We start from the raw sequence: 25,394 nt of genomic DNA, 5'->3' as shown, positions 1-25,394 counted from the left end.
CCGGAGGCCCCCTCCCCCAGCAGCCCATCCACCCGCGCGTACGTCAGGCCGGGCAGACCGTAGAGGTTGGCCCGCGAGGCCCGCGCCGGGTCCACCCCCGAGCGCCGCAGCACCGTCAGCGCCACGAACGTCTCCGCGGTGATGGCGCCGTCCTCCCGGAGCGCGAACAACGACTGCTCGCCGGAGTCCTCGGGGTCGACTTCATAAACCGCCGCATGCGCCATGACGGGCACGACCCACGAGAACAACCCCACGCAGAGAAGGAGGAAACGCACGCGGCGGGTCCTCTGCAGGAGCGGGACCACCCTTCCCTACAAGGTGACCTCCCAGGTCCACCCATCCCTTCCCCGGACCTGGCGTCCAGGCAGGGGACGGGGCGTCCTTCCTTCCTCGCGACGAAGACATCGCGCGGTGCGGCTATGCTGCGGACCACATCTTCGTGAGGGCCGACACTGCGGCCCCAGAACAGCTCATGGGCCACGTCCACATCCTTCGCCACTTCCCCTCTCCCCAGGAGGGATTCAACCGCACCGTCCGCATCTACACGCCGGACACCTACGACGCCTGGAAGGACCACCGCTTCCCGGTGCTCTACATGCACGACGGGCAGAACGTGTTCGCGCATCCGGAGTCCGCCGTCTTCGACACGTGGTGCGCCAACCGCGTCATCGAAGAGGGCGTGAGCGCGGGTCGGATGGAGCCGTGGATCATCGTCGCGGTGGACTCCGGGCCGGGCCGCTTCCAGGAGTACTCGCCGTGGGACGAGCCTCGCAACGGCGTCGTCGCGCGCGGTGAGGCCTACGGGCGCTTCCTCGTGGAGGAGCTCAAGCCGTACATCGACCGGACGTACCGCACGCGCACGGGCGGCGAGTGGACGGGCACGATGGGCTCGTCGCTGGGCGGGCTCATCTCGCTGTACCTGGGGTGGAAGTTCCCGCAGGTGTTCGGCCGCATCGGCGCGCTGTCGCCCACGGTGATGTGGAGCCAGGGCCGGCTGTTCGACGCGTGGCGGGCGCACAGCCAGCGGTGGACTCGCATCTACCTGGACGCGGGCGCCACCGAGTCCATCCACGCGGGCGGACTGCCGCTGGACTACGGCCAGCGCACGCGCGACTTCTTCCACCACCTCAAGGGCCTGGGCTACGGCGACCACGAGGTGTCCCTGGTGCTGGAGCCCGGCGGCGAACACCACGAGAAGGACTGGCAGCGCAGACTCCCGGGCGCCATGCAGTGGCTGCTCGGTTGAGTCCGCGTCCGTGACGCGCACACCCCGGTTCGTGCCGCCCGAACAGCGGCACGTCTACGTACAGGTGGTGGAAGGACTGCTCCAGCACGGCCTGCGCGGGCAGGTGTCTCCCCGCCTGCGCGAGCGGCTGCGGCAGGCCGGTGTGGACCTGGACCGCCCCCTGTTGCCGCTCTACCCGGTGCCGCTCTGGACGCGGTGCCTGCACATCGTCGTCGAGGAGACCTACCCCGGCACGCCCCGGGAGGAAGCCTTCCGGCGGCTCGCACGGGCGCACGTGGAAGGCTACGGCGCCACGCTGCTCGGGCGCGCGGTGATGAGCGTGATGCGCCTGCTGGGTCCGAAGCGCGTGATGCAGCGGCTGCCGGAGGTGCTGCGCGGGACGGACAACTACACGGAGGCAGTGCTGACCGAGCTGGGCCCCGCGCACTACGAGCTGCGGATCAACTCCGTCGTCGATGCGCCCGGCTACGCGGAGGCGCTCTTCGAAGCGGTGCTCCAGGTGGGCGGCGCGCAGGCTCCTCGCGCGACGAAGCTTCGCGAGGAGCAGGACGGCACGGTGTACGTGCTCACCTGGACGGAGCGCTGAAGTCCGGCACTACGTCGTCGCCTGGATGAAGCGCACCGCCTCCTGCATCGCCTCCTTGTCCGCGTGGCGGGTGAGGTACATCTCCTCGCCCAGGAGGCTGTGGTAGATGGGCGGCAGTTCGCGGTGGACCAGGAGCGAGCTGCCCATCTTCTGGACGATCTGCGAGTGGGTGTGTTTGTAGCGGCGGCCGTGACGGCGGGCGCTGTGGCAGACGTGGTGGCGCGGCGTGTACTGGAAGTCCGCCACCGGGTCGCCCGTCACCACGCGGGCCCAGAGCCGATACACGTCGATGTCGCACGTGTAGTTCATCATGTCCGTCATGAAGCCGCCCGGCGGGCGCAGGTTGGCCTCCAGCACGACGAAGCGTCCGTCGGGCAGCCGGAAGAACTCCAGGTGGAACCAGCGCTCGCGCAGGCCGAAGGCGGCGACCACCTGACGGCCCAGCACGTCGAGCGCGGGCGGGATGTTCTGGAGGCTCCAGAAGGAGATGTCGCGCCGTTCGGTGACGGTCTCCATGCCGCCGTCGCTGTACTCGTGGCTGAGCGTGAAGACGATGGCGCCGTGGCGGTCCACGATGCCGTCGTAGGTGACGATGGTGCCGCGCACGAAGGGCTGGGCCACGTAGGACGTGGGCAGCGGGTGCGCGAGCGCGGCGTCCACCTCCGCGTCGGTGGTGACCTTGAACGTGTGCGCGGCGCCCACGCCCACGTCGGGCTTGAGCACCAGCGGGTAGCCCACGCGAGCGGCGAAGGCCTTCACCTGGTCCGCATCGCGCACGCGCAGCAGGTCCGGGTGCGGGACACCGGAGGCGTGGAACACCTCGGCCATGCCGGACTTGGAGCGCAGCTTGAGGATGTCCGCGGGCTGGAGGCCGGGGGCGTGGAAGTCCTCGCGCAGGCGGGCTTCGACTTCGAGCCAGGACTCGTTGAGGGACTCGATGCGGTCCACGCGACCGTGGCGCCACGTGAGGTAGCCGGTGGCGCGGACGAGCGCGTCGTAGTCCGTCAGGCTGGGGACGAAGAAGTATTCGCGGAGGGACTCGCGCAGCTCCGGACGCAGGGATTCGTAGGGCGTGTCACCGATGCCCAGCACGGACACGCCGCGCTCGCGCAGCGCGACGGCGAAGTGGAAGTAGTGGCTCGGGAAGTGGGGGGAGATGAAGACGAAGTTCATGGCTCCTGGCGGGCGGGTCCCCCGCTGGGGACGACCATAGCGGCACCGCCCCCGCCCTTGAAGCCCGGTGGGTCACACTGTCCACCAGCAGGGCTCGCCACGGGGGCACCCTGGGGGAACATGGGGGCCAGGGCGGAGGATTCCGACCTTCGGACAACGCCGCCCCGGACAAAACCGGGGCGGAGCCAACGTCACCGTCTCAGTTCTTCTGAAGCGGCCGGTAGCGGATGCGGTGCGGCTCCAGCGCGTCCGGGCCCAGGCGCTTCTTCTTGTCCGCTTCGTAGTCCTCGAAGTTGCCCTCGAAGAAGAACGCCTTGCTGTCGCCCTCGAACGCGAGGATGTGCGTGGCGATGCGGTCCAGGAACCAGCGGTCGTGGCTGATGACCACCGCGCAGCCCGCGAAGTTGAGCAGCGCGTCCTCCAGGCTCCGCAGCGTCTCCACGTCCAGGTCGTTCGTCGGCTCGTCCAACAGCAGCAGGTTGCCGCCGCTCTTGAGCATCTTCGCCAGGTGCAGCCGGTTGCGCTCGCCGCCGGACAGGTCCTTCACCCGCTTCTGCTGATCCGTCCCCTTGAACGCGAAGCCCGACAGGTACGCGCGGCTGGGCACCGTGCCCGCCTTGCCCAGGTCGATGAGGTCCAACCCACCGCTCACCTCCTGGAACACCGACTGGTCTCCGTTCAGCGAGTCGCGGCTCTGGTCCACGTAGGCCATCACCACCGTCTCGCCAATCTTCAGCTCGCCCGCGTCCGGCTTCTCCGTGCCCGTCATCATCCGGAACAGCGTCGTCTTGCCCGCGCCGTTCGGACCAATCACGCCCACGATGCCGCCCGGCGGCAGCTTGAAGTTCAGCTCGTCGATGAGCAGCCGGTCGCCGTACGCCTTGCGCAGCCCCTTCGCCTCCACCACCAGGCCACCCAGCGGCGGACCCGGCGGAATCATCACCTCGCCCGTCACTTCCCGCTTCTGCTGCGACTGGTTGAACAGCTCCTCGTACGCGGCAATGCGCGCCTTGCTCTTCGCCTGACGCGCCTTCGGAGACGCCCGCACCCACTCCAGCTCGCGCTTGAGCGTCTTCTGACGGTGGCTCTCCGACTTCTCCTCCAGCTCCAAGCGCTTCTGCTTCTGATCCAGCCAGCTCGAGTAGTTGCCCTTCCAGGGCACGCCCTCGCCCCGGTCCAGCTCCAGGATCCACTCCGCCACGTTGTCCAGGAAGTACCGGTCGTGCGTGATGCACACGATGGTCCCCGTGTACGCCTTGAGCGCCTGCTCCAGCCACGCGACGCTCTCCGCGTCCAGGTGGTTGGTGGGCTCGTCCAGCAAGAGCAGGTCCGGCTTCTCCAAGAGGATGCGGCAGAGCGCCACGCGGCGCTTCTCACCGCCGGACAGCTTCGTCACGTCCGCGTCGCCCGGGGGCAGGCGCAGGGCGTCCATCGCCATCTCCAGCGTGCGGTCCAACTCCCAGCCGTTCGACGCGTCGATGGCGTCCTGGAGCCTCGCCTGCTCAGCGAGCAGCTTCTCCATCTCCGCATCGCTCATCGGCTCCGCGAACTTCGCGCTGACTTCATTGAAGCGGTCCAACGCCTGACGGATCTCCTTCAGGCCCAGCTCCACGTTCCCCTTCACATCCAGGGACGTGTTCAACTGCGGCTCCTGCTCCAGGTAGCCCACCTTCACCGTGGGGTCCGGCTTCGCGACACCGAAGAACTCCGTGTCCACGCCCGCCATGATGCGCAGGAGCGTGGACTTGCCGGAGCCGTTGGGGCCAATCACGCCAATCTTGGCGCCGGGGAAGAACGACAGGTAGATCCCCTTGAGGATGTCCTTGCTGTTCTTGACCTTGCGCAGGTCCTGCATCGTGAAGATGAAATTCTGGGCCATGGCGGCCTCCTGGGTGTCTGCCGAAGCGTCAGCGGGTCTGTGCGGATAGCAGGGAGCCCCATCCGGCTCAAGGCGCGAACGCACTCCCCGTGTCCCGCTGGACGGGCTGCGTCACGCGGGCAGGGCCCGGAACGGCCGGCCGCTTGGCCAGCGAACCCGGCGTGAAGGTGTTAGAGGAAGCCCGCCATGTCCGAGCCCGTGCCGACGACGCCCGCCCTGGAGCTGCAGGGCCTCTCCAAAAGCTACGGAAAATTCACCGCCCTCCACGCCGTGGACCTCACCATCCGGCCGGGGGAAATCTTCGCCCTCCTGGGTCCCAACGGCGCCGGCAAGACGACCCTCATCGGCAGCGTGTGCGGGCTCGTCAAGAAGTCCGCCGGCACCATGCGCGTCTTCGGCAAGGACCTGGACCAGGACCCCGTGGGGCCCCGCTACCAGGTGGGGCTCGTCCCGCAGGAGATCAACTTCGACCCGTTCTTCTCCGTCGCGGAGTCGCTGCGCATCCAGCAGGGCTACTACGGCCAGAAGCGCGACGACGCGCGCGTGGACGAGGTCCTCACCGCCCTCAACCTCCAGGCCAAGAAGGACTCGCTCACGCGCGCCCTGTCCGGCGGCATGAAGCGCCGGCTGCTCATCGCCAAGGCGCTGGTGCACCGGCCCAAGCTCGTGTTCCTGGACGAGCCCACCGCGGGCGTGGACGTGGAGCTGCGGCGCGACCTGTGGACGTACGTGAAGAAGATCGCCAGCGAGGGCACCACCATCGTCCTCACCACCCACTACCTGGAAGAGGCGGAGGAGCTGGCCGACCGCGTGGGCATCATCAACGAGGGCCGCCTCCTGATGGTGGAGGACAAGGCGTCGCTCCTGCGCCGCTTCGGGGAGAAGCGCCTGGTCGTCACCTTCTCCGAAGCCCTGCCCGCCATGCCCGCCGCCGGCCAGCGCTTCGCCGCGAGCCTCTCCCCGGACCGCCGCACGCTCACGTACGTGGAGCGCGAGAACTGCGCGCCCTCCGGAGAGCTGCTCCGTTCGCTCTACGCGGACGGGCTGCCCGTCTCCGAGGTGGAGACGCGGCGCTCGCGCCTGGAAGACGTGCTCATCGAAATCCTCCGCGGCCGTCCCCCCCAGGCCGCCTGACACCCCGCTCTTCGGAAGACCTGCCCCACACCCCATGAACATCCTCGGGATGAAGACGCTGTTCGCGAAGGAGGTCCGGCGCTTCATGCGCGTGCCGGGCCAGACCGTCCTGTCGCCCCTCATCAGCACCACGCTGTACTTCATCGTCTTCGGCTATTCGATTTCCGGCCGCGTGCACGAGGTGGAGGGCCACCCGTACCTGCACTTCATCGTCCCCGGGCTCGTGTTCCTGGGCATCGCGAACAACGCGTTCCTCAACAGCAGCTCCTCGCTGTTCATCACCAAGATTCAAGGCACCGTGGTGGACCTGCTCGTCGCGCCCCTGGGGCCTGGGGAGCTGATGGTCGGCTTCATCGGCGGCGCGATGATTCGCGGCCTCGTCGTGGGCCTGCTCACGTGGATGGTCGCCTCCGTGTTCTCCGGCTTCAGCCTGGTGCACCCGCTGGCGACGCTCTACTTCCTCTTGCTCTCCAGCTACGTGTTCAGCGTGCTGGGCATGCTCGCGGCCGTGTGGGCGGAGAAGTTCGAACAGATCAACTTCTTCCCCACGTTCGTAATGCTTCCGCTCACGTTCCTGGGCGGCGTCTTCTATTCGGTGCGCGAGCTGCCCTCGCCCTGGAGCCAGGTCAGCCTCTTCAACCCCATGGTCTACATGGTGGAAGGCCTGCGCCACGGGATGCTGGGCAGCAGCCTGTTCTCCCCGCTCGTCGGAGGGGCCATCCTCGCGGCGACCGCCGCAGTCGCCACCGGCGTCACGTACGGCGTGCTGCGCTCCGGCTACAAGATGAAGGCCTGAGCCACCGCATCTCCGAAGGCCGCCTGCCTGCCTCCCACCTCTCCAGGTAGTGAGGCAGGCCCCTCCCTGCAGGACAGGCTCCCTGTCTTTTTGGAAATCGGCTGTTTCCTGCCCGGTGAGAAAGAGCGATATCCTTCCGCTCAGACATGGCGGTCGCGTTCGGGAAATATGAGCTGCTGAAAAAAATCGCCTCGGGCGGAATGGGACAGGTGTTCCTGGCGCAGGAGCATGGGACGGGCTTCGAGCGGCTGGTCGTCCTCAAGCTCATCCTCCCGCACCTGGCCGAGGACGAAGAGTTCCTGGACATGTTCCTGGAGGAGGCGCGGCTCGTCGCGCGCCTGTCGCATCCGAACCTCATCACCATCCTGGACCTGACGGAGATTGAAGGCCGTCACTGCCTGGCGATGGAGTACGTGCAGGGCGAGGACGTGCGGCGGTTGGACCGCTTCTCGCGCAAGCAGGAGAAGCCGCTGCCGGTGGGGCTGGTCATCCGCATCATCGCGGACGCGGCGGCGGGCCTGTCGTACGCGCACGGTGCTCGCGACGGTCAGGGCCAGCCGCTCCAACTGGTGCACCGGGACGTGTCGCCGCAGAACGTGCTCGTCGGGTTCGACGGGGGCGTGAAGGTCATCGACTTCGGCGTGGCGAAGGCGGCCACCAGCGGGCAGCAGACCGCGACGGGCGTGCTCAAGGGCAAGTACCCGTACATGTCCCCGGAGCAGGCCAACGGCCAGCCGGTGGACGGGCGCAGCGACCAGTTCGCGCTGGGCGTGGTGATGTGGGAGCTGCTCACCGGCAAGCGCCTCTTCAAGGGCGACACGGATTTGATGACGCTGCGGCTGGTGCGCGACTGCCAGATTCCGCCGCCGTCGCAGCTCAACCCGAAGCTGCCGCCCGGCCTGGATGAAGTGCTGCTCAAGGCGCTCGCGCCCACGGCGGAGGGCCGCTATCCGGACTGCGCCGCGTTCCGGCTGGCGCTGGAGGACTACGCGCTCAACCTGCGGCTGCCGTCCAGCAGCGCGCACCTGGCCGCGTACCTGCGGGAGTTGTACGCGGAGCGCATCACCGCGGAGTCCGACCCGTCGAAGTTGGACCAGCTCGCCGAGGACGCGGACCTGGATTCGCAGTCCAACTCCTCGCGCAACGGCATGCCCACGTCGGGCGCGCGCGGGCACGCGTCGTCGCGCGCGTCGAAGCTGGTGGGGCCTCCGTCCCGTCCGCCCACGCGCGTCGGGCCCGAGGCCACGCGGGGCACCGCGGCCCTGGCCCCCGTGGAACCGAAGCGCCGCACGTGGCTTCCGTACGTGCTGGGCGGCGCGGCGTTGTTGATGGGTGGCGCGGCGGTGGTGGTGCTGCGCGGCGCCCAGACGACCGTCCCCGAGTTGCCAGTGGCGACGGTCACCCGGCCGCCCGACGAAGCCCAGGGGCGCACGCCACCGGAGCCTCCCGCGCGGCCGGCGCCGCCCCAGCCAGTGCGCCTGCTGGTGACGAGTGAACCGCCGGGCGCCACGGTGCAGGTGGCGGGCGAGGAGCGCGGCGTTACGCCGGTCGCGCTGCCGTTGGTGCCTGGAGACCCGTCGGTGTCGGTGACGCTCGCGCTCAACGGGTATGAGCCGGTGACGCGGCAGGTGTCCGCGGCGGATGCGCCCACGGTGGCGGTGCCCCTGCAACGCCGGGCGACGCGGCCGTCGAACACGTCCAAGAAGCCGCCGTCAGGGTCGTCGCTGGGCATCAAGACGGGGCGTTGAGGCTCAGGCCTCCTGCCGCCGGTCCGGCTGGCATCCAGCACCTGTGTTGATGTCGCGGTGCCAGGGGCCCGGGGCGTGGACTCCTCGCCCCCCATCCCCATCCGCTCAGGCCTTCCGGCGCGACTCCGCCGACAGGACGATGACGTAGCCATCCGGGTCGCGGACCCAGAACTCCCAGCGGCGTGAGTTCGGATTGACGTGGGGCGCTTCCACCCACTCCAGCTTCAGGCCCCGCGCCGCCTCCACCGAGGCCTCGAAGTCCGTGGTCTCGAACCACAGGAGCACGCCATGCCCGTGCGGCGCCGAGTCCGGCCCCATCAGGTTCGGGTGCTCCTCCAGGTCCCAGGCATGCAGTTGCAACAGGGGCTCGCCGTTGCTGACGAGCATCTCGTACTCGTCACCGCCGTGCGTGCCCTCGCAGCCGAGGAGCGTCTGGTACCACTGGCTGCTCGCGGCGACGTCGCGGACCGCGATGAGGGGCTGCGCTCGGACCTGCGTGGCCCTTCGGGGCGTGCTCGGCATGAAGCCTCCGGTGACGTCGCTTCCTTCCGGAGGCGGGGCCGTACAGCCCCGCCCCTGGAGGCGCGCGCTACCGCTTGAAATGCTCCGCGATGACGCTGGCCACGCCGGCCGTGAGCTTCTTGCCGGTGGGGATGTGCAGGAACTCGTTGGGCCCGTGCGCGTTGCTGCCCGGCCCCAGCAGGCCGGTGATGAGGAACTGCGCCTCCGGGAAGCGCTCGCCCAGCATGCCCATGAAGGGGATGGTGCCGCCCTCGCCCATCGCCATCGCGGGCTTGCCGAAGCAGGACTGCGACGCGGACTCCACCGCGCGCGACAGCCAGCCGGCCAGGGGCGGCGCGTCCCAACCCACGCTCGCCTTGTCCCCGTCGAACGTCACCTTCGCGCCGTACGGCGGATCCTTCTCCAGCACGTCCTTCAGCGCCTTCGCCGCCGCCTTCGGGTCCACGCGCGGGGGAATGCGCATGGACAGCTTCATCGTGGTGAAGGGGCGCAGCACGTTGCCCGCGTTGGCGAGCGCCGGCATGCCCTCGATGCCCGTCAGCGCCAGCGCCGGACGCCAGGTGCGGTTGAGCACCAGCTCCTCGCCGTCCTTCGTCACCGGGGTCGAGCCCTCCACCCAGGGGAACTTGGTGTACAGCTCGTCGCCCAGCGTCCGGGCCGCCGCCTTGGCTTGTTCACGCCGGCCTTCCGGAATCTGCGTGTGCAGCGCGTCCACCTTGATGTGGCCCGTCTGCTCGTCCTCCACGCGCGACAGGAGCTGCCGCATGATGCGCAGGGATGACGCCACCACGCCCGTCGCGTCACCGGAGTGCACACCCTCCGTGAGGATGTCCACGCGCAGGTTGCCGGCGATCATTCCGCGCAGGCTGGTGGTCATCCAGAGCTGATCATAGTTCGCGCAGCCCGAGTCAAGGCACACCACCAGCGACGGCTTGCCGATGCGCGGCGCCAGCGCCTCGATGTACGCGGGCAGGTCGTAGCTGCCGGACTCTTCACACGCCTCGATGACCACCGCGCAGCGCGCGTGCGGCACGCCCTGCTCCTTGAGCAGCCGCAGCGCGGACAGCGAAGCGAACGCCGAATAGCCGTCATCCGCGCCGCCGCGGCCGTAGAGCTTGTCGCCCTCGCGCACGGGGGTCCATGGCGTCAGGCCTTCACGCCAGCCGGTCATCTCCGGCTGCTTGTCCAGGTGCCCGTACAGCAGCACCGTGTCCTCGCCGCGCGTGCCGGGCACCTCCATGTAGATGACGGGCGTGCGCTCCTTGCCGTCCGGCGTCTTGAGCCGCACCACCTCCACCGTCAGCCCCGGCAGGTGCGCGGCCTGCGCGCGGCACCACTCCGAGATGAGCTGGACGGCCTGCTCCATGTGGCCGGTCTTCACCCAGTCCGGGTCGAAGGCGGGCGACTTGTTGGGGATGCGGATGTAGCGCTCCAGCGCGGGGAGGATTTCCTGCTCCCAGATGCGCTCGGACGAGGCGAGGGCTTGGTCGACGTTCATGGCGGCGCCATGCTGCCCACCCCCGCGCCCCCTGTCGATGGAAAGCCCCACCCCGGCCTCCCGGTCGCCGGGCGCGCGGCCTGCCGTCTTGCGTCAGGCCGCGCGAACTCGGGGTTTCCCGAGGGTTCTTGCTCACCGCCTAGGGCTGGATTTCACGAACACTCAGCCACTTGAAGTCCACGTCCCCGGCGTTGTCCCAGCGGAACACCGCGATGGGGCCGCCCCAGGTGATGGGCATGCCCCCGGTGGCGCCGCCGCAGTGCTGCGCATCGCCGCCCCATTTGCCCGCGTCGGTGTAGTCGTAGACCTTCTTCCACGTCACCTTGTCCGCGTTCTCGTTGACGTACATCTCCAGCTTCACGGCCGTCTGGCCGCTGACGAGGATGTTGCGCATCACGGACTTGAAGCCCACCCAGCGGCCCTTGAGCGCGGAGGTCGCGGCCTTGTAGGGCGTCTGCTCGTAGGAGACATGCCAGGTCTCCTTCTGCCAGCGCGCGCGGCCGTCGTAATGGAAGCCCGCCTTGTAGCTGCTGCCTTCACAGCCGGAGTGGTCGTCGTTGTGCTTGCCGCCCCGGGCGTACCAGTCGAAGTTGTCGGACGTGTCGGACACGCTGTTCAACTTCACGAAGCCGGTCATCTCGATGTTCTTCCAGTCGTTCGCGGCCTGCATGTAGCCACGGCTCGTGAGCACGTCCCGGTCGTAGGTGGGAATCTTGTTGTCGTCGTAGCCCGTGGACGTGAAGACACTCATCCGCACCTGCGAGTCCTTCATCTTCCAGGAGCCGTCGCTGTTCTTCGTGATGGGGTTCTGCGCGTCGAACCGCCTGTCCGACGTGGCGCTGTCCGCCAGCGTCCACGCCTCCCCGCCCGCCTTCGACGGGTAGAGCATGGTGACGCCGAAGCGGTCCTTCCCCGAGGGCGCCGTGACGTCGCCGGCGATGGCGGCCCACTCGGCGATGCTGGCCCAGGTGTTGAGCGAGTTGCCGTTGACCGTCACGCGCACGTACCGCGCGTCGCGTGCCGTGAAGCTGTAGCGCTCGAAGCTGGCGGTGGTGCCGGACGACTTCGTGGAGACGGCGGTCGTCCAGGTCGTGCCGTCCGTGGACGTGGCGAGGACGAACGTGTTGGTGCGCTTGTTGCCCTCGTGCCAGGCGATGTCCACGGCGGACAGCGACTTCACGGCGCCCAGGTCGCCCCGGAGCCACTGGCCCACGCCCAGGCTGGACCAGCGCGTGGAGAGGTTGCCGTCGACGGTGGCCGACGGCGGGTTGCCGTCATTTCCACTGGCGGTGACGGCGCTGAAGCCCGACGCGGCGAGCGCGGGACTGGCGGACACGAGCAACGCGAGCGCGCCCGTGCTTGCGGCATGACGCTTCCATCCCCCCCGGGATGCCTTCAACGCATGCGATTGGGACAAGGTGCTTCCTCACGACAGGGCCGCGAAAAGACGCACGTCTCCAGGGACCCGGCGAAGAGGCCGGATCCGTGACGTCGCGCGAGCGCTCGCGGCACGTGGACCTGCTGGCGTCGGTGCCACGGGCGCTACCGGGCGCGAGGAGACTCCAAGGAACTCCCTGCCCACCCGAACGGCGCGCGACGCGTCCTGCTCGTTGTGGCGGACCCGAGTACCGGATCCCCGCCAGGTCCATTCCCTTGTGTCTTTGTTTCAGCCATGGAAACACCACAGCCCGTCTGCCCCTCTTGCGGGGTGACGGGCCGTGGGTGGATTCATGTCTCGCGATGCGTGCGAGCTTTTGACGCCGTGTCTGGCTTCACTACTCGCGCAGCTTCACCACCGCCGCGCAAGGGCCCTCCAGCCGCACGAGGTTGCCCGTCAGCGGAGAGGCCTCCACGGTGCCGCCGAAGCGCGGAGACTCACTCCACACCACGATGCCCGCGCTCGCACGCGAGGGCAGCGCGTGCACCAGCGAGCCCCGGAGGTTCACGATGATGAGCACCGTGTCGCCCTCCGCGCGGCGCTCCAGCACGAAGGCATCCGGGCCCAGCGCGCGGGCGTCATGGGTGCCCCGGGGGTTCGTGAGCACGGGCTCCGTGGCGCGCAGGCGCAGCAGCTCCTTGTAGAGCGCATGCACGCCCGCATGCTGGGGACCTTCGACTTCGGCCCAGTCCAGCGTGGAGCGGGTGAAGGTGTCGCGGTCCTGCGGGTCCGGCACCTGTTCGCCCTTGAAGCGCGAGAAGCCGGAGAACTCCTTGCGGCGGCCTTCGGTGACGAGCCTGCCCAGCTCCGCGTTGTGGTCCGTGAAGTAGAGGAACGGCGTGCGCGAGTTCCACTCCTGGCCCATGAAGAGCATCGGGGTGAACGGCGACAGGAGCAGCAGCGTGCTCATGGCGCGGTAGGCGGCCGGGGACACGTCCTCCGACAGGCGGTTGCCGAAGGGCCGGTTGCCCACCTGGTCGTGGTTCTGGATGCAGTGGACGAAGTGCCACGGGGCCAGACCTTCGGACGACGTGCCGCGCGCGTGGCCCAGGTTCTTCGACTTCTGGCCCTGGTAGAACCAGCCCTGGCGCAGCGTGGTGGCGATGTCCTCCGCGCTGCCGGTGTAGTCCTGGTAGTAGCCCTCGTGGTCTCCCGCGAAGGCGCGGCGCAGTTGGTGGTGCAGGTCATCCGCCCAGACGCCGTCCAGGCCGTAGCCGCCGTCCTTCACGGGGGTGACGAGCTTGCGCTCGTTGCGCTCGTCCTCCGCGAAGACGACGACGCGGCGGCCGTTGCCCGCGGCGTGGGCGCGCTCGACGATTTCGGCGAGCAGGTGCGGCTGGCCGTCATCCACCAGCGCGTGCGCGGCATCCAGGCGCAGGCCGTCCGCGTGGTAGTCGCGGATCCACATCTCCACGTTGGACAGCACGAGCGAGCGCACGAAGTGGCTGCCCTCGCCGTCGTAGTTCACCGCGTCGCCCCAGGGCGTGTGGTGCTTCTTCGTGAAGTAGTGGGGCGAGTACGCGCCCAGGTAGTTCCCGTCCGGTCCGAAGTGGTTGTAGACGGCGTCGATGAGCACCGCGATGCCGTGCGAGTGCGCGGCGTCGATGAGCCTGCGCAGGCCCTTCGGTCCGCCGTAGGTGGCCTGCGGCGCGAAGAGGTCCACGCCGTCGTAGCCCCAGTTGCGAGCGCCGGGGAAGCTGGCCACGGGCAACAGCTCCAGCGTGTTCACGCCCAGCTCCCGAAGGTGCGCGAGCTTCGGGATGAATGCTTCGAAGGTGCCCTCCGGCGTGGCGGTGCCCACGTGCACTTCGTAGATGACCAGGGATTTCGGATCCGGTCCCTTCCAGTGCGAGTCCGTCCAGCCGTGGTCGGAGACGACGACCTCCGAAGGGCCGTGCACGCCCGCGGGCTGGGAGCGCGACCACGGGTCGGGGAACGGGTCGGCGCCGTCCACGCGCAGCTTGTAGCGCAGGCCTTCGCCCTGTCCGGCCAGCACGCCGCCGAAACAGCCGTCCGCTTCGGGGGTGAGCGGCAGCGTGCGCAGGACGCGGTCATCCGCGTCGTACAGCACGGCCTCCACCTGCTGGTGGCCGGGTGCCCAGACGCGCCAGCGCACCGAGGTTCCATCCTCCACCCAGGCACCCAGTCGCGGTGCGAGGGAACGTGTTTCAGTCGATTGAGCCATGGATGCCCCTGTTAATGCGCACGCGCGGGTCCGGGGAGCATCCCTTGGCCACCCGGGACGGCGGTGTTCACGGGCCGACCTCTGGGAGTCCACGAGTGCGGACCGGCGGACGGAGGGCCCATGGCCCTCCAGGCGGAGCGGCGGCGGGAGGACATCTGTTACGTCCTGTTGGAAGTTCAGGACCCTGGAGGTAGTGTTCAGGCCCGATGAATGCCCGCTTGCCCCCTGCCGGGTCCTTCTCTACCCTATTTCAAGTCTGTCAGCTCTGAACCCATTATCTTGAATTACGCGAATTGACATGATAGTGAGCAATCCCTGGGAGCCAGCTTTCCAGCCGAGACATCGACCATGGGGATTCAGCGAAGCTGCCGCCTGGCGCGGTTGGGATTGCTCGCCGTGATGGTGGGCTGCTCCACACCGAACCCCAACGTTCAGGTGCGCCGGCTGCCGAACGGTCAGCTCCAGGTGACCGGGCCGCTCGCGGGCCCCTTCAAGTCCACGGAGGAACTGGCCGGGAACGTCTGTGAACTCATCACCCGGCAACCGGGTGCGTCGTCAGGCGTGTACGGGATTGAGTACTGCGCGTTGATCTATTACTTGAGCGCCGCGGACGGGTTCTTTCTCAGCCATCTGTCCGACATCCAGGGCTCGAGAGTTGGCCTCACGAAGTCCTGCCGGGTTCCCTCCAGCCTGGATGATCCCCAGCACCTGGATGCCATCATTCTGGGCCGAGGCCACAACCATCCGCACAACCGACGCTTCTCCGATGCCGATTTGAGCGAAGCGCGACGGTGGGTGCCCACCCGGATCGCGGATGCGCGAACCGGCAAGATCCTCCGCCGTGAGCTGCTGCTATTCTACCGGGAGCAGGCCGGCGAGTGCCGCTCCTACAAATACGATTACGCCGACCGCGTGGTGGCCGCGCTTCGCGATGGAGTCTGGGTTCCCATCGGATCGGTCAACAACGACCAGGGCCTCATCGACCTCTACGACGGGCAGGACTGGACGCCATGAACGTGCGCACGCCGCCGCGAAGACTGGCCTTGGTGCTTCTGGGGCTCGGGGCCTGCGCCCTGCTTCAGGGCTGCAGCTTCTTCGGCTACTACAAATACCAGAGACCGGAGCGCATTCCCCCCGAGGTCGGTGACCGCATCCGGGACCCCTCTCCCAAGACGTTCGTTGCCACCACCACCCTGGATGGCCCCACCCTGGCCGCCTTCCAGGTCGCGCTCGCGGACTTCTTTCCTCCCGGCGCGAAGGCGTCCGGCAACGATGAATACCTCGTGCGCTGTTTCAGCCGTCGCGACGTCTTCGACGTCCACATCAACAAGGTCAGCGACGACCTGTATCTCGTCAGCTTCGACCCCATAATCAAACGCTGCGACATGCCCCCGGACACCGTCGTGCTGGACGGAGGCGCGACCTACCTCATCGACGGCCAGGGCCGCATCCTCGACATCCGGTAGCACCGGACGCGCATCGCGCCCACGCCAGGTGACTTGTGGCCCCCGGGCCCTCCCGGGATGATGGCGCACGCCGTCCCGAGCCTGGAGTCCACCGAAGATGCCCCCCCGCCCCGGCGCCGAGCCCTCCTCCTTTCCCGAAGGTCCGCCCGTCCAGGAGCGCGTGGCCGCGCTGGAAATCCTGTCGCCCCAGGACATCGACGCGCGCCTGGGGGACCTGGGCTACCGGGGCCAGTCCGAGGCCCGCCGCGCCGCCGCCGTGCTCGCCTACCGGCACCTGCGCCGCATCCGCCGCCTGTACCTGGAGGGCATCGAACCCGAACCCGGCACCCGCGAGAACGCCCTGTTCCTGGGCCCCACCGGCTCCGGCAAGACGTTCCTCGTGGAGCTGATGTTCCGCGAAATCCTCGGCGTGCCCACCGTGCTCGCGGACGCCACCCAGTTCTCCGAAACGGGCTACATCGGCGATGACGTGAGCAGCCTGCTGTCCCGCCTCTACGAGGCCGCGGACCGCGACGCGGAGTGGGCCGCGTGCGGCGTCATCTGCATGGACGAGTTCGACAAGCTCGCCACCAGCCGCTCCGACAGCCGCTTCTCCGGCCAGCAGACCACCAAGGACGTCAGCGGCTTTGGCGTGCAGCGCAGCCTCCTGCACCTGCTCTCCGCGTCCAACGCCACCTTTCCCCCCGACTTCGGCTTCACCAGTCGCATCCGCTCCGAAACGCTGGAATTGTCCTGCCTCACCTTCATCGCGTGCGGGGCCTTCAGCGGCTTCCGGGGCACCGCGGAGAACATGACGCACGTGGAGCGCGTGGGCTTCGGCCGCGAGCCTGGCAAGGGCGGCGCCCGCGACGCGGAGTCCATCGCCACGCGCATCACCGACGAGCACCTGGAGAACACCACCGCGTTCTCCCGCTACGGCTTCATCCCGGAGCTCATCGGCCGCTTCAACCGGCTGGTGTCGTTCAACCCGCTGGACGCGGCCACCCTGGGCGACATCCTCCAGAACAACGTGCTGCGCACCTGGGAGCGCGAGTTCGAACACGAAGGCCTCCAGCTCTCCGTGGACCCTGCCGTGCGTGACTGGATTGTCGCCCGCGCCCTCAAGCGCGAGACGGGCGCCCGCGGCCTGCGCACCGCGCTGGCCCCCGTGCTGGAGGCCGCCGCCTATGAGCACTTCGGCCACGGCCGCGCCGCCACCGTGCGCCTGGTGCTCGAGGACGACGCCGTGCACGCCGTGCGCGACTGAGCGCCCCTCCCCGCCGCCGGGGGCAGCCGACACGGCGGGGCCCGGCCAGCGGGGTCCCCGACATGACGGCCGGACGGGCCCGTCCTTCATCCGCGAGTCACAGGCCTTACGGTTGAGGCACACGACAATGCGGAGGCGGCTCCATGGCACATCTCAGCAAGGAAATTCCCAGGGACCAGTGGGCGAGCTACCTCGCCGACATCAGCCGGCGGGTGCGCAACGAGCGCGTGCGCGTCGAGTCCATCACCATGGAGTCGCTCAGCCTCGATACCGGGGACCAGGACATCGCCAGGAGCCTGCCGCTGGTGGAGATCTCCCTGGAGCAGAAGGGCAGCGACTCCGGCGCGGTGCAGATCATCGCGGGCCATGACGACGACGTCATCACGCACCGGGTGCTCGAACCCGAACGCATCAGCGCTGAACTGGACGCGGACAGCGGCGCGCTGGAGTGCCTGGAGATCGCCGAACGCGGCAGCGGCAAGCTGCTCATCTTCTTCGAGCGAGCGCTCGACGTGGACGGGCCGTCCATCCGCGCCTGAAGCCAAAGCCCTGGAACGACTCCGGGACCGACAGGAGCGAAGTGGCTCCCACCGGTCCCGGATGCGCGCGCGGGCATGACGCCCGCGCGTGGATCAGCAGCTCACATCGCTCACGGATACAGCGCGCGGGCGCCCTGCTTGTCCAGGCTGGTCAGCACGAGGTCGCCCGTCTGGGTGCCGTTGCACTGGGGGTAGTGCATGACCGAGGCGCGGTCGTAGGTGCTGGTCAGCGCGCGCCACTGGGAGTCCTCGTAGCAGCCGGACGCCGTGGAGCGGGTGTGCTCGTGACGGAAGCCCAGCGTGTGGCCCAGCTCGTGACGGATGACGCCCGTCAGCGTCCACGCGCCCGTGGCGCCGAACGCGCTGCTGTCCACGAGCACGTTGCGGCCGGAGCGGCTGGAGTTCGGGAAGAACGCACGCGCCACGTAGGACTGGCCGCTCACCGGGCGCACGTCGAACAGCACGCCCGTCTGGGACGCGGTGCAGGACGCGTCGTACTGGGACAGGTAGGTGAAGTTGACGTTCGCGGTGGCCTCCCAGGCCGCCGTCGCGTTCGCCATGGCGGTGACCATCTTCGCCTTGTTGGTCGTGCCGAAGTTGTTGCTGATGCAGTAGGTCAGGTTCAGCTTCTGGGTGGAGCTCCACTTCACGTCGGCGCCGCCGACGTAATAGACGGCCAGGCCGTCCTGGGACTGGCCCAGCTTCGCCTCCACGACGTCGCGGAAGTAGGCCTCCAGCTCGGCCTCGGACTCCAGCGCCTCGTCACCGTTGACGATGATCTTCCCGCCCTCCCACGGCTCGCGAACGGCGCTCGCCTTGAACTCCTCCCACGACGGCGTCACTTCGGCTTCCTGCTGCGTCTCCGGACCACCACAGGCAGCACCGAGCAGCGAAACACCGGCCAGCATCGCAACAGAGCGGAACTTGAGCATGGGAACTCTTCCTGGGTCCTACGGGGGAAATTGCGCCGCCACCGCCTGGCTTCCCGCCAGCCGCGGAGGCCGCGCGCCGGGCCATTGAGCAACTGTCGGGCCAACACTCCGGCAATGCCTTTCAGGGGGAGAAAATCCGAAAACGCGGGATACCTGGAGCGACTGCACTCCAAGCTCCCGCGTTGCCGTTGTCACCCTTCGTGACAGCCTCGTGACCAAACCCCTTGAAGCACTGGGTTTTCCCCGCACTTCTCCCAGTGTCTGAGAAAGAGACGGTAGGGTGTCCTGGTTCCGTGCAGCTCCCGCCCTGACTTAAGGGGAATCCCTAGAGGATGGCGCGGCGCACCTTCCAATAGGTTTCCTTGGCCATGCGGAAGGCGCTGGAGTCGGCGGGCAGCAGGGTGCGCAGCAGCTCCGCGGACTGAATCTGGATGGGGCGCACGCAGTGGGCATCCAGTTGGTGGCGCAAGTAGCCCACCATGTCGCGGCTCCGGTATTCGTTGAAGTAGTCGCGAAGCTGCGCGGCGGTGCGGGCCTTGCCGTTGTCCGCGTACTTGGCCACGTAGGGGCTGAAGTCCGGATAGAGGCTGCCCTTGCCGAAGCCGCCGTGGACGGTGGTCTTCATGAAGTTGCCGATGAGCAGGTCGTCGAACACCTGGTACTTCACGGCGGTCATCAACGAGCCTCGGGGCGCGTCGAAGGTGATGCCCTTGTCGAAGCGGCGCTTGTTGAACTCGATGACGTGTTCCCTGCCGCCCACGCGGAAGCGCAGGAAGTCCATCACCGTGCCCAGGTGTTCGACGGCGCGGAAGTACTGCTCCAGTTGCTTCACCTCGTCCGCGTCCAGGCACTCGCTCCAGTCGTCTCCGTACTCCTTGGGGTTGACTGGCGTGAGGGTGCGCTCCTTGGGGTTGATGGAGACGGAGGAGTCGTTGGTGAAGTCGTGGCGCAGGAAGGCCGGGAGCATCTGGCAGGTGGTGGAGTTGAAGCCCCGGGCGTAGTCGGGAAGCGTGGTGGTGTATTCGGCGGCCCAGAGGCTGTCGGCGCGCTGGTACTTGTGCATGGAGCTGAAGGGGACGAAGTAGCGCACCCCGTACATCTCCGCCTGCCGCGCGATGGTCTGCCCCACGGGCGTCTTCGCCGCCGCGTACGGGAGGATGCGGTTCCCGTCCTCGGTGAAGAAGTTCATCATGTCCGCGTCGCCGTAGCCGGACAGGGCCAGCAGGAAGGTCTCGTCGTATTCCTTGATGACCCGGCGCACGAAGCGGCCCTGGCCCCGGTCCCCGGCGTCGTTGAGGTTGACGATGAGCCGTCCGCCCACCTCCACCAGCAGCACCGCGTCCTGGTTCACGTCCGGCAGGCAGAGCACGCGGATGCGCGGGGACAACCGCGTCCACTCCCGGTCCGCGAGCACCTGGACGCGGAAGCCGGCTTCACGCAGGTCGTCCCGGATGCGGTTGCCCACGTGGTTGGGGACCAGCAGGGTGCGCTCGCGCAGCTTCTCCAGCGACTCCATGCTCAGGTGGTCGGGGTGGCCATGGGAGAGCCACACGTAGGCGCAGTCCTTGATGGACTGGCGCTGCTCTTCCGGAATCTCGTGCGACAGCGTCCAACTGCCGAAGTACGCCGTGCCGTCCGTCCAGGGGTCGGTCACCAGCACCGGCCCGTTGTCGTGACAGATGAGTGTGGCGTTCCCAATCGTCTCGAAGCCCAGCTCCATCGTTGCGCGCCCCCTTGAACCCTCACGTCGCCCATGCGCGTGCTGGATGAGAAGGTGGCACCCGGTCCTACGCCCACAAGCTTGGGCAACAAGCTTCACGCCCGGCTGGTCGCTGTCCGCACCTGCGACCCAGGAAAAGCCTTTCCCTTGTCAGGCGGATCCGCGCCCTTCCTCGCCCCGGCCCTTCCCACGCCGAGTCCCGGGCGCCCGTGCGCGGTGCGGCGCGACGCCACGCGCAGGGGACAGGGACGGTGCATGAGGCCGGGTGTCCGGCGGAGGACGCTCTACCGGCGACGGGACACGAGCGAGATGATCTGCGCGCCGTAGCGTTCGGTGAGGGCCGGGCCCACGCCGTGGATGGACAAGAGCTCCGCGCCGCTGGAGGGCCGGGCGCTGGCGATGGCGTCCAGCACCCGGTCGGTGAGGATGCGGAAGGCGGGCACCTTGCGCTTGCGGGCTTCCGTGAGCCGCCAGGCCTTGAGGGACTCCACCAGGGCGGGAGCGGCCTCGGGCGCCGCGAAGTCCGCCCCAGGTGCCTGGCGCGACGCGTTCCACGAGGCCCGGGGCCCAGAGGACGGCTCCGGCGAGGTGCGCGCCTTCCAGCTCCGGCCCGGGGCGGGCGCGTCGGAGGCGAAGGACTCCTGGGAGAAGTCCGCGTCGGCCCGGTCCCCGCGAGGGGGCTGCCACGGTTCGGCCCGGCTGCTCGTGGCGCGTCGCGTGCCCGTGCTGGCGGCGCGCTTGCCGCGTCCCTTCGGAGAGGCCTCCGCCCCGGCGCCCGCGCGCTTGCGGGGCGCCCGCTTCGAGGCCGCGGGGGCCGCCCGGCCACGGCGCTTCTTGGGGGATTCCTCGCGCGCCTGGGGGAGCACCACCTGTCCGGGCGCGATGACGCGCGCGCGGCGACCCGTGTCCGTCAGCGACAGCCGCTGGAACAGGATGACCTGTCCGTCCTTGTCGAAGGAGTCCGAGTCCAGGCGCACCAGCCCGGAGCGCGCCAGGCCCCCCACGAGCCGTTCGAAGTCGCGCCGGTGGAGCGCGTCACCGAACAGCTCCCGGTGGAGCCGGCCGGTGGCCTGACCGTCGCGCGCGTGCAGGGCCTCCAGGATGCGGCCCAGGGCGTGCGCCTCCACCGCGGAGGGCTCCTCGAAGCGCACCACGGCGCACGTCTCCGGAGCGCACACGTCGCACAGGCCGCACGCCGCGCCGGAGTCCTGCAGGTCGCCGAAGTGCGCGACGAGGTGCCGCATGCGGCAGCCGTGCGCCTCCGCGTAGCGGCCCATCTGCTCCAGATGCAACTGCTTGCGCTCGCGCTGCGCGATGTACTGCACCGCCCAGCCCGCGCGTCCGCGCCGCACGTCCTCGTCCGGCGTCATCTCCACGCCGCCGTGGATCCACAGTTGTTCGAGCGCCTTGTCGAACACCTCCGGGTCCCCTCTCACGCGGGCCTGGATGGACCCCTTGGGTTCCAGTTCGTTGGAGGTTGCCTGATAGAGGCGCTCCAGCACGGCGGGGTCGGGGTAGTCGCGGCGGTGGAAGAATTCGTGCGTGCGCCGGTCCACGAACGCGTGCAGCAGCACCGCGCGCGAGTCCTTCCCGTCGCGGCCCGCGCGGCCCAGCTCCTGGTAGTAGCCCTCCAGGCTGGCCGGCAGCGCCGCGTGGATGACGGTGCGCACGTCCGCCTTGTCGATGCCCATGCCGAACGCCGTCGTGGCGACGATGACCTCCAGGTGTCCCTTGAGGAAGGCCGCCTGGATGCGGTCGCGGTCCGCGGGCGGGAGGCCCGCGTGGTACGGCGCGGTGTGGAATTCCGAGGAGAGCAGCTCCGCGTACTGCTCCGCGTGCTTGCGCGTGGACGCGTAGACGATGGCGGGCCGGTGCTCCGGGTTGCGCAGGAGCGTCAGGATGGCGTCGCCGCGAGCCCCTGGGTTGAGCTCCCGCACTTCGATGGCGATGTTGGTGCGGCGGAAGCCGTGGATGAAGGTGTGCGCCGCGCCGCCCGTGGAGCCGCGCAGCCCCAGTTGCTGGACGATGTCGCGCTGCACGTCCGGCGTCGCGGTGGCGGTGAGCGCCACCACGGGCGCGGGCCGCAGCAAGGGCAGGCGCGAGCCCAGGAGCCGGTAGTCCGGACGGAAGTCATGGCCCCACTGCGAGATGCAGTGCGCCTCGTCGATGGCGATGAGCGAGGGCGTGCGCCGGGCCAGGAACTCGCCGAAGCCGGGGACGCCCAGTCGCTCGGGCGCGATGAAGAGGAAGTCCAGGCGGCCTTCCAGGTATTCGGCGCACACCTGCCGGGAAGCGGCCCGGTCGCGGCCGGAATGGATGCGGTCCGCCGCGAACCCCAGCGACTGGAGCCGCAGCACCTGGTCCTCCATCAGCGCGATGAGCGGACTGACGACGAGCGTCGTCCCCGCACGCGCCAGGCCCGGCAGTTGGTAGCACAGCGACTTGCCCGCGCCCGTGGGCATCACCAGCAGCAGGTCCTCGCCGGACGTGGCCGCGCGACACACTTCTTCCTGGTACGGCCGGAAGTCGGAGAAGCCGAAGGCGTCCTTCAACAGGCCCCGAAGCTGGTTCGGCGGCGTGGGCGCGCGAGGCACCCGCTCCGGCCGGCCGCTCCCCATGTTCACGCCCTGCGGCTGACGACGGGCCCGGCCGAAGCCCTCGGACGACGCCTGCACGAACGCGGTCCGCACCTCCGCGGAGGGAATCAGGGGAGGAGCTTCCTGCATCCGGAGCGCTGCGCCCCGTGAGTCCGGAGATGCGCCACCGGCAGCACCGCGCGACAGGCTGGAGCCTTGGGACACGGCATCACGAGAGAGGCCAGAGCCTGGAGACGTAGCATCGCGCAGTGGGCCCGGCCCCTCTCGCGCGACACCAGAGCGAGCATCGAGCGCACCGAGTGCGGAGGCCGCCCCCGCGACGGACTCAGCCTCTCGCGCACGGAAAAGATTCTCGACGGTCCCCTGTGCGGGATGCTGTCGGGCTGCCTCGAACCGCCCGTTCGCGGGGGCCAGTCCGTTCCCATGCGAAGGGCCAGCACTGGCGCGCCCGTTCGAAGGAGGCAGTCCGTTCCCAGGCGAAGGGCCAGCGCTGGCGCGCCCGTTCGCGGAAGCCGCTCCGCTTCCGAGCGATGCAGCACCGCCAGAGCGCCCGGCATCAGCCGCCCGGGAGAAGTCCTGCGCGGAGCCCTCACCGGGTGACAGGGCCCGAGCACCGCCAGCGTGCACCGGAGTCGGAGGCAGCGATGACGGCGCCTGTCCCACGACCTCGCGCACGTACGCCTCGATGCCGCTCAGGAACGAATCCAGTTCGCCCTGCCCACGCTCGATGCGCTGGAGCCACGCCTCCCACTGGCCCGTCATGACCGGGGACTTCACGTCCGGGTGCACCACCTGGATGAGGTGGATGCCCTTGTCCGTGGCCTCCAGCCGCTTGCCCTGACGGATGAGGTACTCGCGCTCCAGCAGCACTTCGATGATGGACGCGCGCGTGGCGGGCGTGCCCAGCCCCGTGTCGCGCATCGCATCCGCCAGCTCCTTCTCGTCCAGGGTGCGCCCGGCCGACTCCATCGCCGTGAGGAGCGTCGCGTCCGTGAAGCGCGGCGGCGGGCGCGTGCGCTTCTTCACCGCCTCCACGTCCTCCACCGTCTGCGCCTGTCCGCGCAGCAGCCCCGGTGGCAGGTCCTGGGGCTCGTCGTCCGGCTCGTCGTCCTTGTCCTCGCCCTTCTTGCCTTCGGCGCGGGGCCGCGGCGCCTTCTGCCCGCCGCCCACGTCCAACACCTTCCACCCCACGCGCTCCACCTGCGTGCCCGCGCTGTGGAAGCGATCCACCACGGCCCCGGCGTCCGCCTTCGACGTCACCGCGGTGATGACCGTGGTCACCTTCCAGACGTGGTCCTCGTGCCACGCCTGGAGCACCCGCCGGCACACGAGGTCGTAGAGGCGCTGCTCGTCCGGCGACAGCCGCAAGCCGGAAGGCGACGTGGGCGTGGGGATGATGGCGTGGTGGTCCGTCACCTTCGCGTCGTCCACGTAGCGCTTGCCCAGGGGCCGCTCGCCCGTGCCCGGCGCCAGGTCCTCCGCGTAGGGCGCCTGGATGGCGCGAACCACCTCCGGCAGCGTTTCCGCCACCGACTCCGACAGGTGCTTGCTGGCGGTGCGCGGATAGCTCAGCAGCTTGTGCTTCTCATAGAGCGCCTGCGCCACCTCCAGCGTGCGCTGCGCGCTGAAGCCGAAGAGGCGGTTGGCGTGACGCTGCAACTCCGTCAGGTCGTAGAGCAGCGGCGGCGGCATCCGCTTCGTCTCCGCGTCCAGCGACTCCACCGCCGCGAGCCCGCCCCGCACCCGGTCGATGATGCGGCCCGCCTCCACGCCGTCCACATCCAGGCGCCGCGCCTCGCGCACGCTGTCGAAGCCCGGGGGAATCACCGGCTTGCCGTCCGGCCCCGAACGGAACCACGTGCCCTGGTAGCGCGTCCCGGCCGCCGCACCCTTCCCGCGCGGGGCGAAGGTGGCCACCAGCTCCAGGTAGTCCCGGGGCACGAAGTCGCGGATGGCCAGCTCGCGCTCCACCACCATGGCCAGCGTGGGCGTCTGCACGCGGCCCACGGACAACATGCTGCCGTAGGTCCCGCTCGCGAGCGTGTAGAGGCGCGACAGGTTCATGCCGACGAGCCAGTCCGCGCGGCTGCGGCCCATGGCCGCGTCGGCCAGCGGCGCGTAGGCCCGGCCGTCCTTCAGTTTCTGGAAGCCGTCGAGGATGGCGCGCTCGGTGAGCGACGACACCCACAGCCGCCGCACCGGCTTGCGGCACCCGGCGGCGTCGTAGATGTAGCGGAAGATGAGCTCGCCCTCGCGGCCCGCGTCGGTGGCGCACACCACCGCGGACACCTCCGGCGCGTTCATCACGCGGCGGACCACCTCGAACTGATCCTTCGTCTGCGGCGACACCACCAGCGGCCAGTCCTGCGGCAGCATGGGCAGGTGCGAGCGGTGCCAGCGCTTCCACTCGGGCTTGATTTCATGCGGCTGGGCCAGCCCCACCAGGTGGCCCAGGGCCCACGTCACGATGTAGCCGTTGCCGCGCAGGCAGCCTTCGCCGCGCTCTGTGGCGCCCAGCACCCGGGCGATGTCGCGCGCCACGGCTGGCTTCTCCGCCACCACGGCGAGGATGGAGCCCCGCCCACCGCGGGCCGCCGTTGCGTTCGCGCCACCGTCCCGCGCCACCGTGCTGTCCCATCCGGGCGAATCGCCCATTGCGTCCCACCTCATGGCCTGTCCCCTCCACCCC

Annotated in this window: 18 protein-coding genes and 1 pseudogene; 9 read left to right on the top strand and 10 right to left on the bottom strand. The window is 69.3% G+C overall.

All coding sequences use genetic code 11. The features are described 5' to 3' along the window. Nucleotides 1-275, bottom strand: a pseudogene (locus D7V88_RS18910) (hypothetical protein); the annotation flags it as partial. Nucleotides 276-472: 197 nt separating this feature from the next. Between D7V88_RS18910 and D7V88_RS18905 the strand changes: the two are divergent. After that, nucleotides 473-1,246 carry an alpha/beta hydrolase gene (locus tag D7V88_RS18905; protein ID WP_120542049.1) on the top strand — a complete coding sequence of 258 codons (774 nt, stop codon included), beginning with the start codon at nt 473-475 and terminating at the stop codon, nt 1,244-1,246. Nucleotides 1,247-1,256: 10 nt separating this feature from the next. Further along, nucleotides 1,257-1,832, top strand: coding sequence for a DUF2378 family protein (locus D7V88_RS18900; protein WP_244238246.1), 576 nt, complete (start codon nt 1,257-1,259; stop codon nt 1,830-1,832). Nucleotides 1,833-1,841: 9 nt separating this feature from the next. Here D7V88_RS18900 and D7V88_RS18895 read toward each other — a convergent pair whose 3' ends face one another. Both D7V88_RS18895 and ettA read right to left on the bottom strand, forming a co-directional pair. After that, entirely contained in the window at nt 1,842-3,005 is a 1,164-nt protein-coding gene (locus D7V88_RS18895) for an ATP-grasp domain-containing protein (protein ID WP_120542048.1), read from the bottom strand. 199 nt (nt 3,006-3,204) lie between these two features. Beyond that, complete coding sequence (gene ettA, locus D7V88_RS18890; RefSeq protein ID WP_120542047.1) at nt 3,205-4,884, bottom strand: energy-dependent translational throttle protein EttA; 1,680 nt, start codon at nt 4,882-4,884, stop codon at nt 3,205-3,207. A gap of 186 nt (nt 4,885-5,070) precedes the next feature. Between ettA and D7V88_RS18885 the strand changes: the two genes are divergently transcribed. The 3 genes from D7V88_RS18885 to D7V88_RS18875 all read left to right on the top strand — a co-directional run bounded on the left by D7V88_RS18885 (nt 5,071) and on the right by D7V88_RS18875 (nt 8,562). Continuing rightward, nucleotides 5,071-6,018: an ABC transporter ATP-binding protein gene (locus D7V88_RS18885; protein ID WP_120542046.1), complete on the top strand. Its 948-nt coding sequence runs from the start codon at nt 5,071-5,073 to the stop codon at nt 6,016-6,018. Between the two features lie 49 nt (nt 6,019-6,067). Continuing rightward, nucleotides 6,068-6,814 (top strand): ABC transporter permease, encoded by a 747-nt coding sequence (locus D7V88_RS18880; protein WP_244238245.1) that lies wholly within the window; start codon nt 6,068-6,070, stop codon nt 6,812-6,814. Nucleotides 6,815-7,014: 200 nt separating this feature from the next. Beyond that, a complete protein-coding gene (locus D7V88_RS18875; protein ID WP_244238244.1) occupies nt 7,015-8,562 on the top strand; it encodes a serine/threonine protein kinase in 1,548 nt (515 codons plus the stop codon). A gap of 105 nt (nt 8,563-8,667) precedes the next feature. On the opposite strand, the gene D7V88_RS18870 is transcribed toward D7V88_RS18875, so the two are convergent. The 4 genes from D7V88_RS18870 to treZ form a co-directional block, all read right to left on the bottom strand. Continuing rightward, nucleotides 8,668-9,084 (bottom strand): VOC family protein, encoded by a 417-nt coding sequence (locus D7V88_RS18870; protein ID WP_120542043.1) that lies wholly within the window; start codon nt 9,082-9,084, stop codon nt 8,668-8,670. 67 nt (nt 9,085-9,151) lie between these two features. Further along, complete coding sequence (locus tag D7V88_RS18865) at nt 9,152-10,582, bottom strand: M20 family metallopeptidase (protein ID WP_120542042.1); 1,431 nt, start codon at nt 10,580-10,582, stop codon at nt 9,152-9,154. A gap of 139 nt (nt 10,583-10,721) precedes the next feature. Next, complete coding sequence (locus tag D7V88_RS18860) at nt 10,722-11,999, bottom strand: discoidin domain-containing protein (protein WP_120542041.1); 1,278 nt, start codon at nt 11,997-11,999, stop codon at nt 10,722-10,724. Between the two features lie 358 nt (nt 12,000-12,357). Beyond that, nucleotides 12,358-14,205 carry a malto-oligosyltrehalose trehalohydrolase gene (treZ, locus tag D7V88_RS18855; RefSeq protein WP_120542040.1) on the bottom strand — a complete coding sequence of 616 codons (1,848 nt, stop codon included), beginning with the start codon at nt 14,203-14,205 and terminating at the stop codon, nt 12,358-12,360. Between the two features lie 348 nt (nt 14,206-14,553). Here treZ and D7V88_RS18850 point away from each other — a divergent pair, with 348 nt between their 5' ends. From D7V88_RS18850 to D7V88_RS18835, 4 genes are all read left to right on the top strand, one after another. Then, nucleotides 14,554-15,219 (top strand): hypothetical protein, encoded by a 666-nt coding sequence (locus D7V88_RS18850; protein WP_244238242.1) that lies wholly within the window; start codon nt 14,554-14,556, stop codon nt 15,217-15,219. Beyond that, nucleotides 15,216-15,671: a hypothetical protein gene (locus D7V88_RS18845; RefSeq protein ID WP_120542039.1), complete on the top strand. Its 456-nt coding sequence runs from the start codon at nt 15,216-15,218 to the stop codon at nt 15,669-15,671. Before D7V88_RS18850 ends, D7V88_RS18845 begins: the two co-directional genes overlap by 4 nt. Before the next feature lie 97 nt (nt 15,672-15,768). Then, a complete protein-coding gene (locus D7V88_RS18840; protein WP_120542038.1) occupies nt 15,769-16,917 on the top strand; it encodes an AAA family ATPase in 1,149 nt (382 codons plus the stop codon). Between the two features lie 143 nt (nt 16,918-17,060). Continuing rightward, nucleotides 17,061-17,456, top strand: a complete 396-nt coding sequence (locus D7V88_RS18835) for a DUF5335 family protein (protein WP_120542037.1) — start codon at nt 17,061-17,063, stop codon at nt 17,454-17,456. A 110-nt stretch (nt 17,457-17,566) separates the two neighbouring features. Here D7V88_RS18835 and D7V88_RS18830 read toward each other — a convergent pair whose 3' ends face one another. The 3 genes from D7V88_RS18830 to D7V88_RS18820 all read right to left on the bottom strand — a co-directional run bounded on the left by D7V88_RS18830 (nt 17,567) and on the right by D7V88_RS18820 (nt 25,375). After that, the gene (locus tag D7V88_RS18830; RefSeq protein ID WP_120542036.1) at nt 17,567-18,388 is read right to left on the bottom strand and encodes a M57 family metalloprotease; all 822 of its coding nucleotides are present in this window, start codon (nt 18,386-18,388) and stop codon (nt 17,567-17,569) included. Between the two features lie 325 nt (nt 18,389-18,713). Then, entirely contained in the window at nt 18,714-20,108 is a 1,395-nt protein-coding gene (locus D7V88_RS18825; RefSeq protein WP_120542035.1) for an MBL fold metallo-hydrolase, read from the bottom strand. A gap of 284 nt (nt 20,109-20,392) precedes the next feature. Then, nucleotides 20,393-25,375 (bottom strand): DNA topoisomerase 3, encoded by a 4,983-nt coding sequence (locus D7V88_RS18820; RefSeq protein WP_244238241.1) that lies wholly within the window; start codon nt 25,373-25,375, stop codon nt 20,393-20,395. Nucleotides 25,376-25,394 lie beyond the last annotated feature (19 nt).

It is taken from the genome of Corallococcus terminator (assembly GCF_003611635.1).
Taxonomy (GTDB): domain Bacteria; phylum Myxococcota; class Myxococcia; order Myxococcales; family Myxococcaceae; genus Corallococcus; species Corallococcus terminator.
This window is presented reverse-complemented; position numbering and strand designations above follow the sequence as displayed.

What these genes read in the sequence shown, in the direction of transcription:
- D7V88_RS18905 (WP_120542049.1), top strand. Translation starts at nt 473, where the DNA reads ATGGGCCACGTCCACATCCTTCGCCACTTCCCCTCTCCCCAGGAGGGA.
- D7V88_RS18895 (WP_120542048.1), bottom strand. Translation starts at nt 3,005, where the DNA reads ATGAACTTCGTCTTCATCTCCCCCCACTTCCCGAGCCACTACTTCCAC.
- ettA (WP_120542047.1), bottom strand. Translation starts at nt 4,884, where the DNA reads ATGGCCCAGAATTTCATCTTCACGATGCAGGACCTGCGCAAGGTCAAG.
- D7V88_RS18885 (WP_120542046.1), top strand. Translation starts at nt 5,071, where the DNA reads ATGTCCGAGCCCGTGCCGACGACGCCCGCCCTGGAGCTGCAGGGCCTC.
- D7V88_RS18880 (WP_244238245.1), top strand. Translation starts at nt 6,068, where the DNA reads ATGAAGACGCTGTTCGCGAAGGAGGTCCGGCGCTTCATGCGCGTGCCG.
- D7V88_RS18875 (WP_244238244.1), top strand. Translation starts at nt 7,015, where the DNA reads ATGGGACAGGTGTTCCTGGCGCAGGAGCATGGGACGGGCTTCGAGCGG.
- D7V88_RS18870 (WP_120542043.1), bottom strand. Translation starts at nt 9,084, where the DNA reads ATGCCGAGCACGCCCCGAAGGGCCACGCAGGTCCGAGCGCAGCCCCTC.
- D7V88_RS18865 (WP_120542042.1), bottom strand. Translation starts at nt 10,582, where the DNA reads ATGAACGTCGACCAAGCCCTCGCCTCGTCCGAGCGCATCTGGGAGCAG.
- treZ (WP_120542040.1), bottom strand. Translation starts at nt 14,205, where the DNA reads ATGGCTCAATCGACTGAAACACGTTCCCTCGCACCGCGACTGGGTGCC.
- D7V88_RS18850 (WP_244238242.1), top strand. Translation starts at nt 14,554, where the DNA reads ATGGGGATTCAGCGAAGCTGCCGCCTGGCGCGGTTGGGATTGCTCGCC.
- D7V88_RS18845 (WP_120542039.1), top strand. Translation starts at nt 15,216, where the DNA reads ATGAACGTGCGCACGCCGCCGCGAAGACTGGCCTTGGTGCTTCTGGGG.
- D7V88_RS18840 (WP_120542038.1), top strand. Translation starts at nt 15,769, where the DNA reads ATGCCCCCCCGCCCCGGCGCCGAGCCCTCCTCCTTTCCCGAAGGTCCG.
- D7V88_RS18835 (WP_120542037.1), top strand. Translation starts at nt 17,061, where the DNA reads ATGGCACATCTCAGCAAGGAAATTCCCAGGGACCAGTGGGCGAGCTAC.
- D7V88_RS18830 (WP_120542036.1), bottom strand. Translation starts at nt 18,388, where the DNA reads ATGCTCAAGTTCCGCTCTGTTGCGATGCTGGCCGGTGTTTCGCTGCTC.
- D7V88_RS18825 (WP_120542035.1), bottom strand. Translation starts at nt 20,108, where the DNA reads ATGGAGCTGGGCTTCGAGACGATTGGGAACGCCACACTCATCTGTCAC.
- D7V88_RS18820 (WP_244238241.1), bottom strand. Translation starts at nt 25,375, where the DNA reads ATGAGGTGGGACGCAATGGGCGATTCGCCCGGATGGGACAGCACGGTG.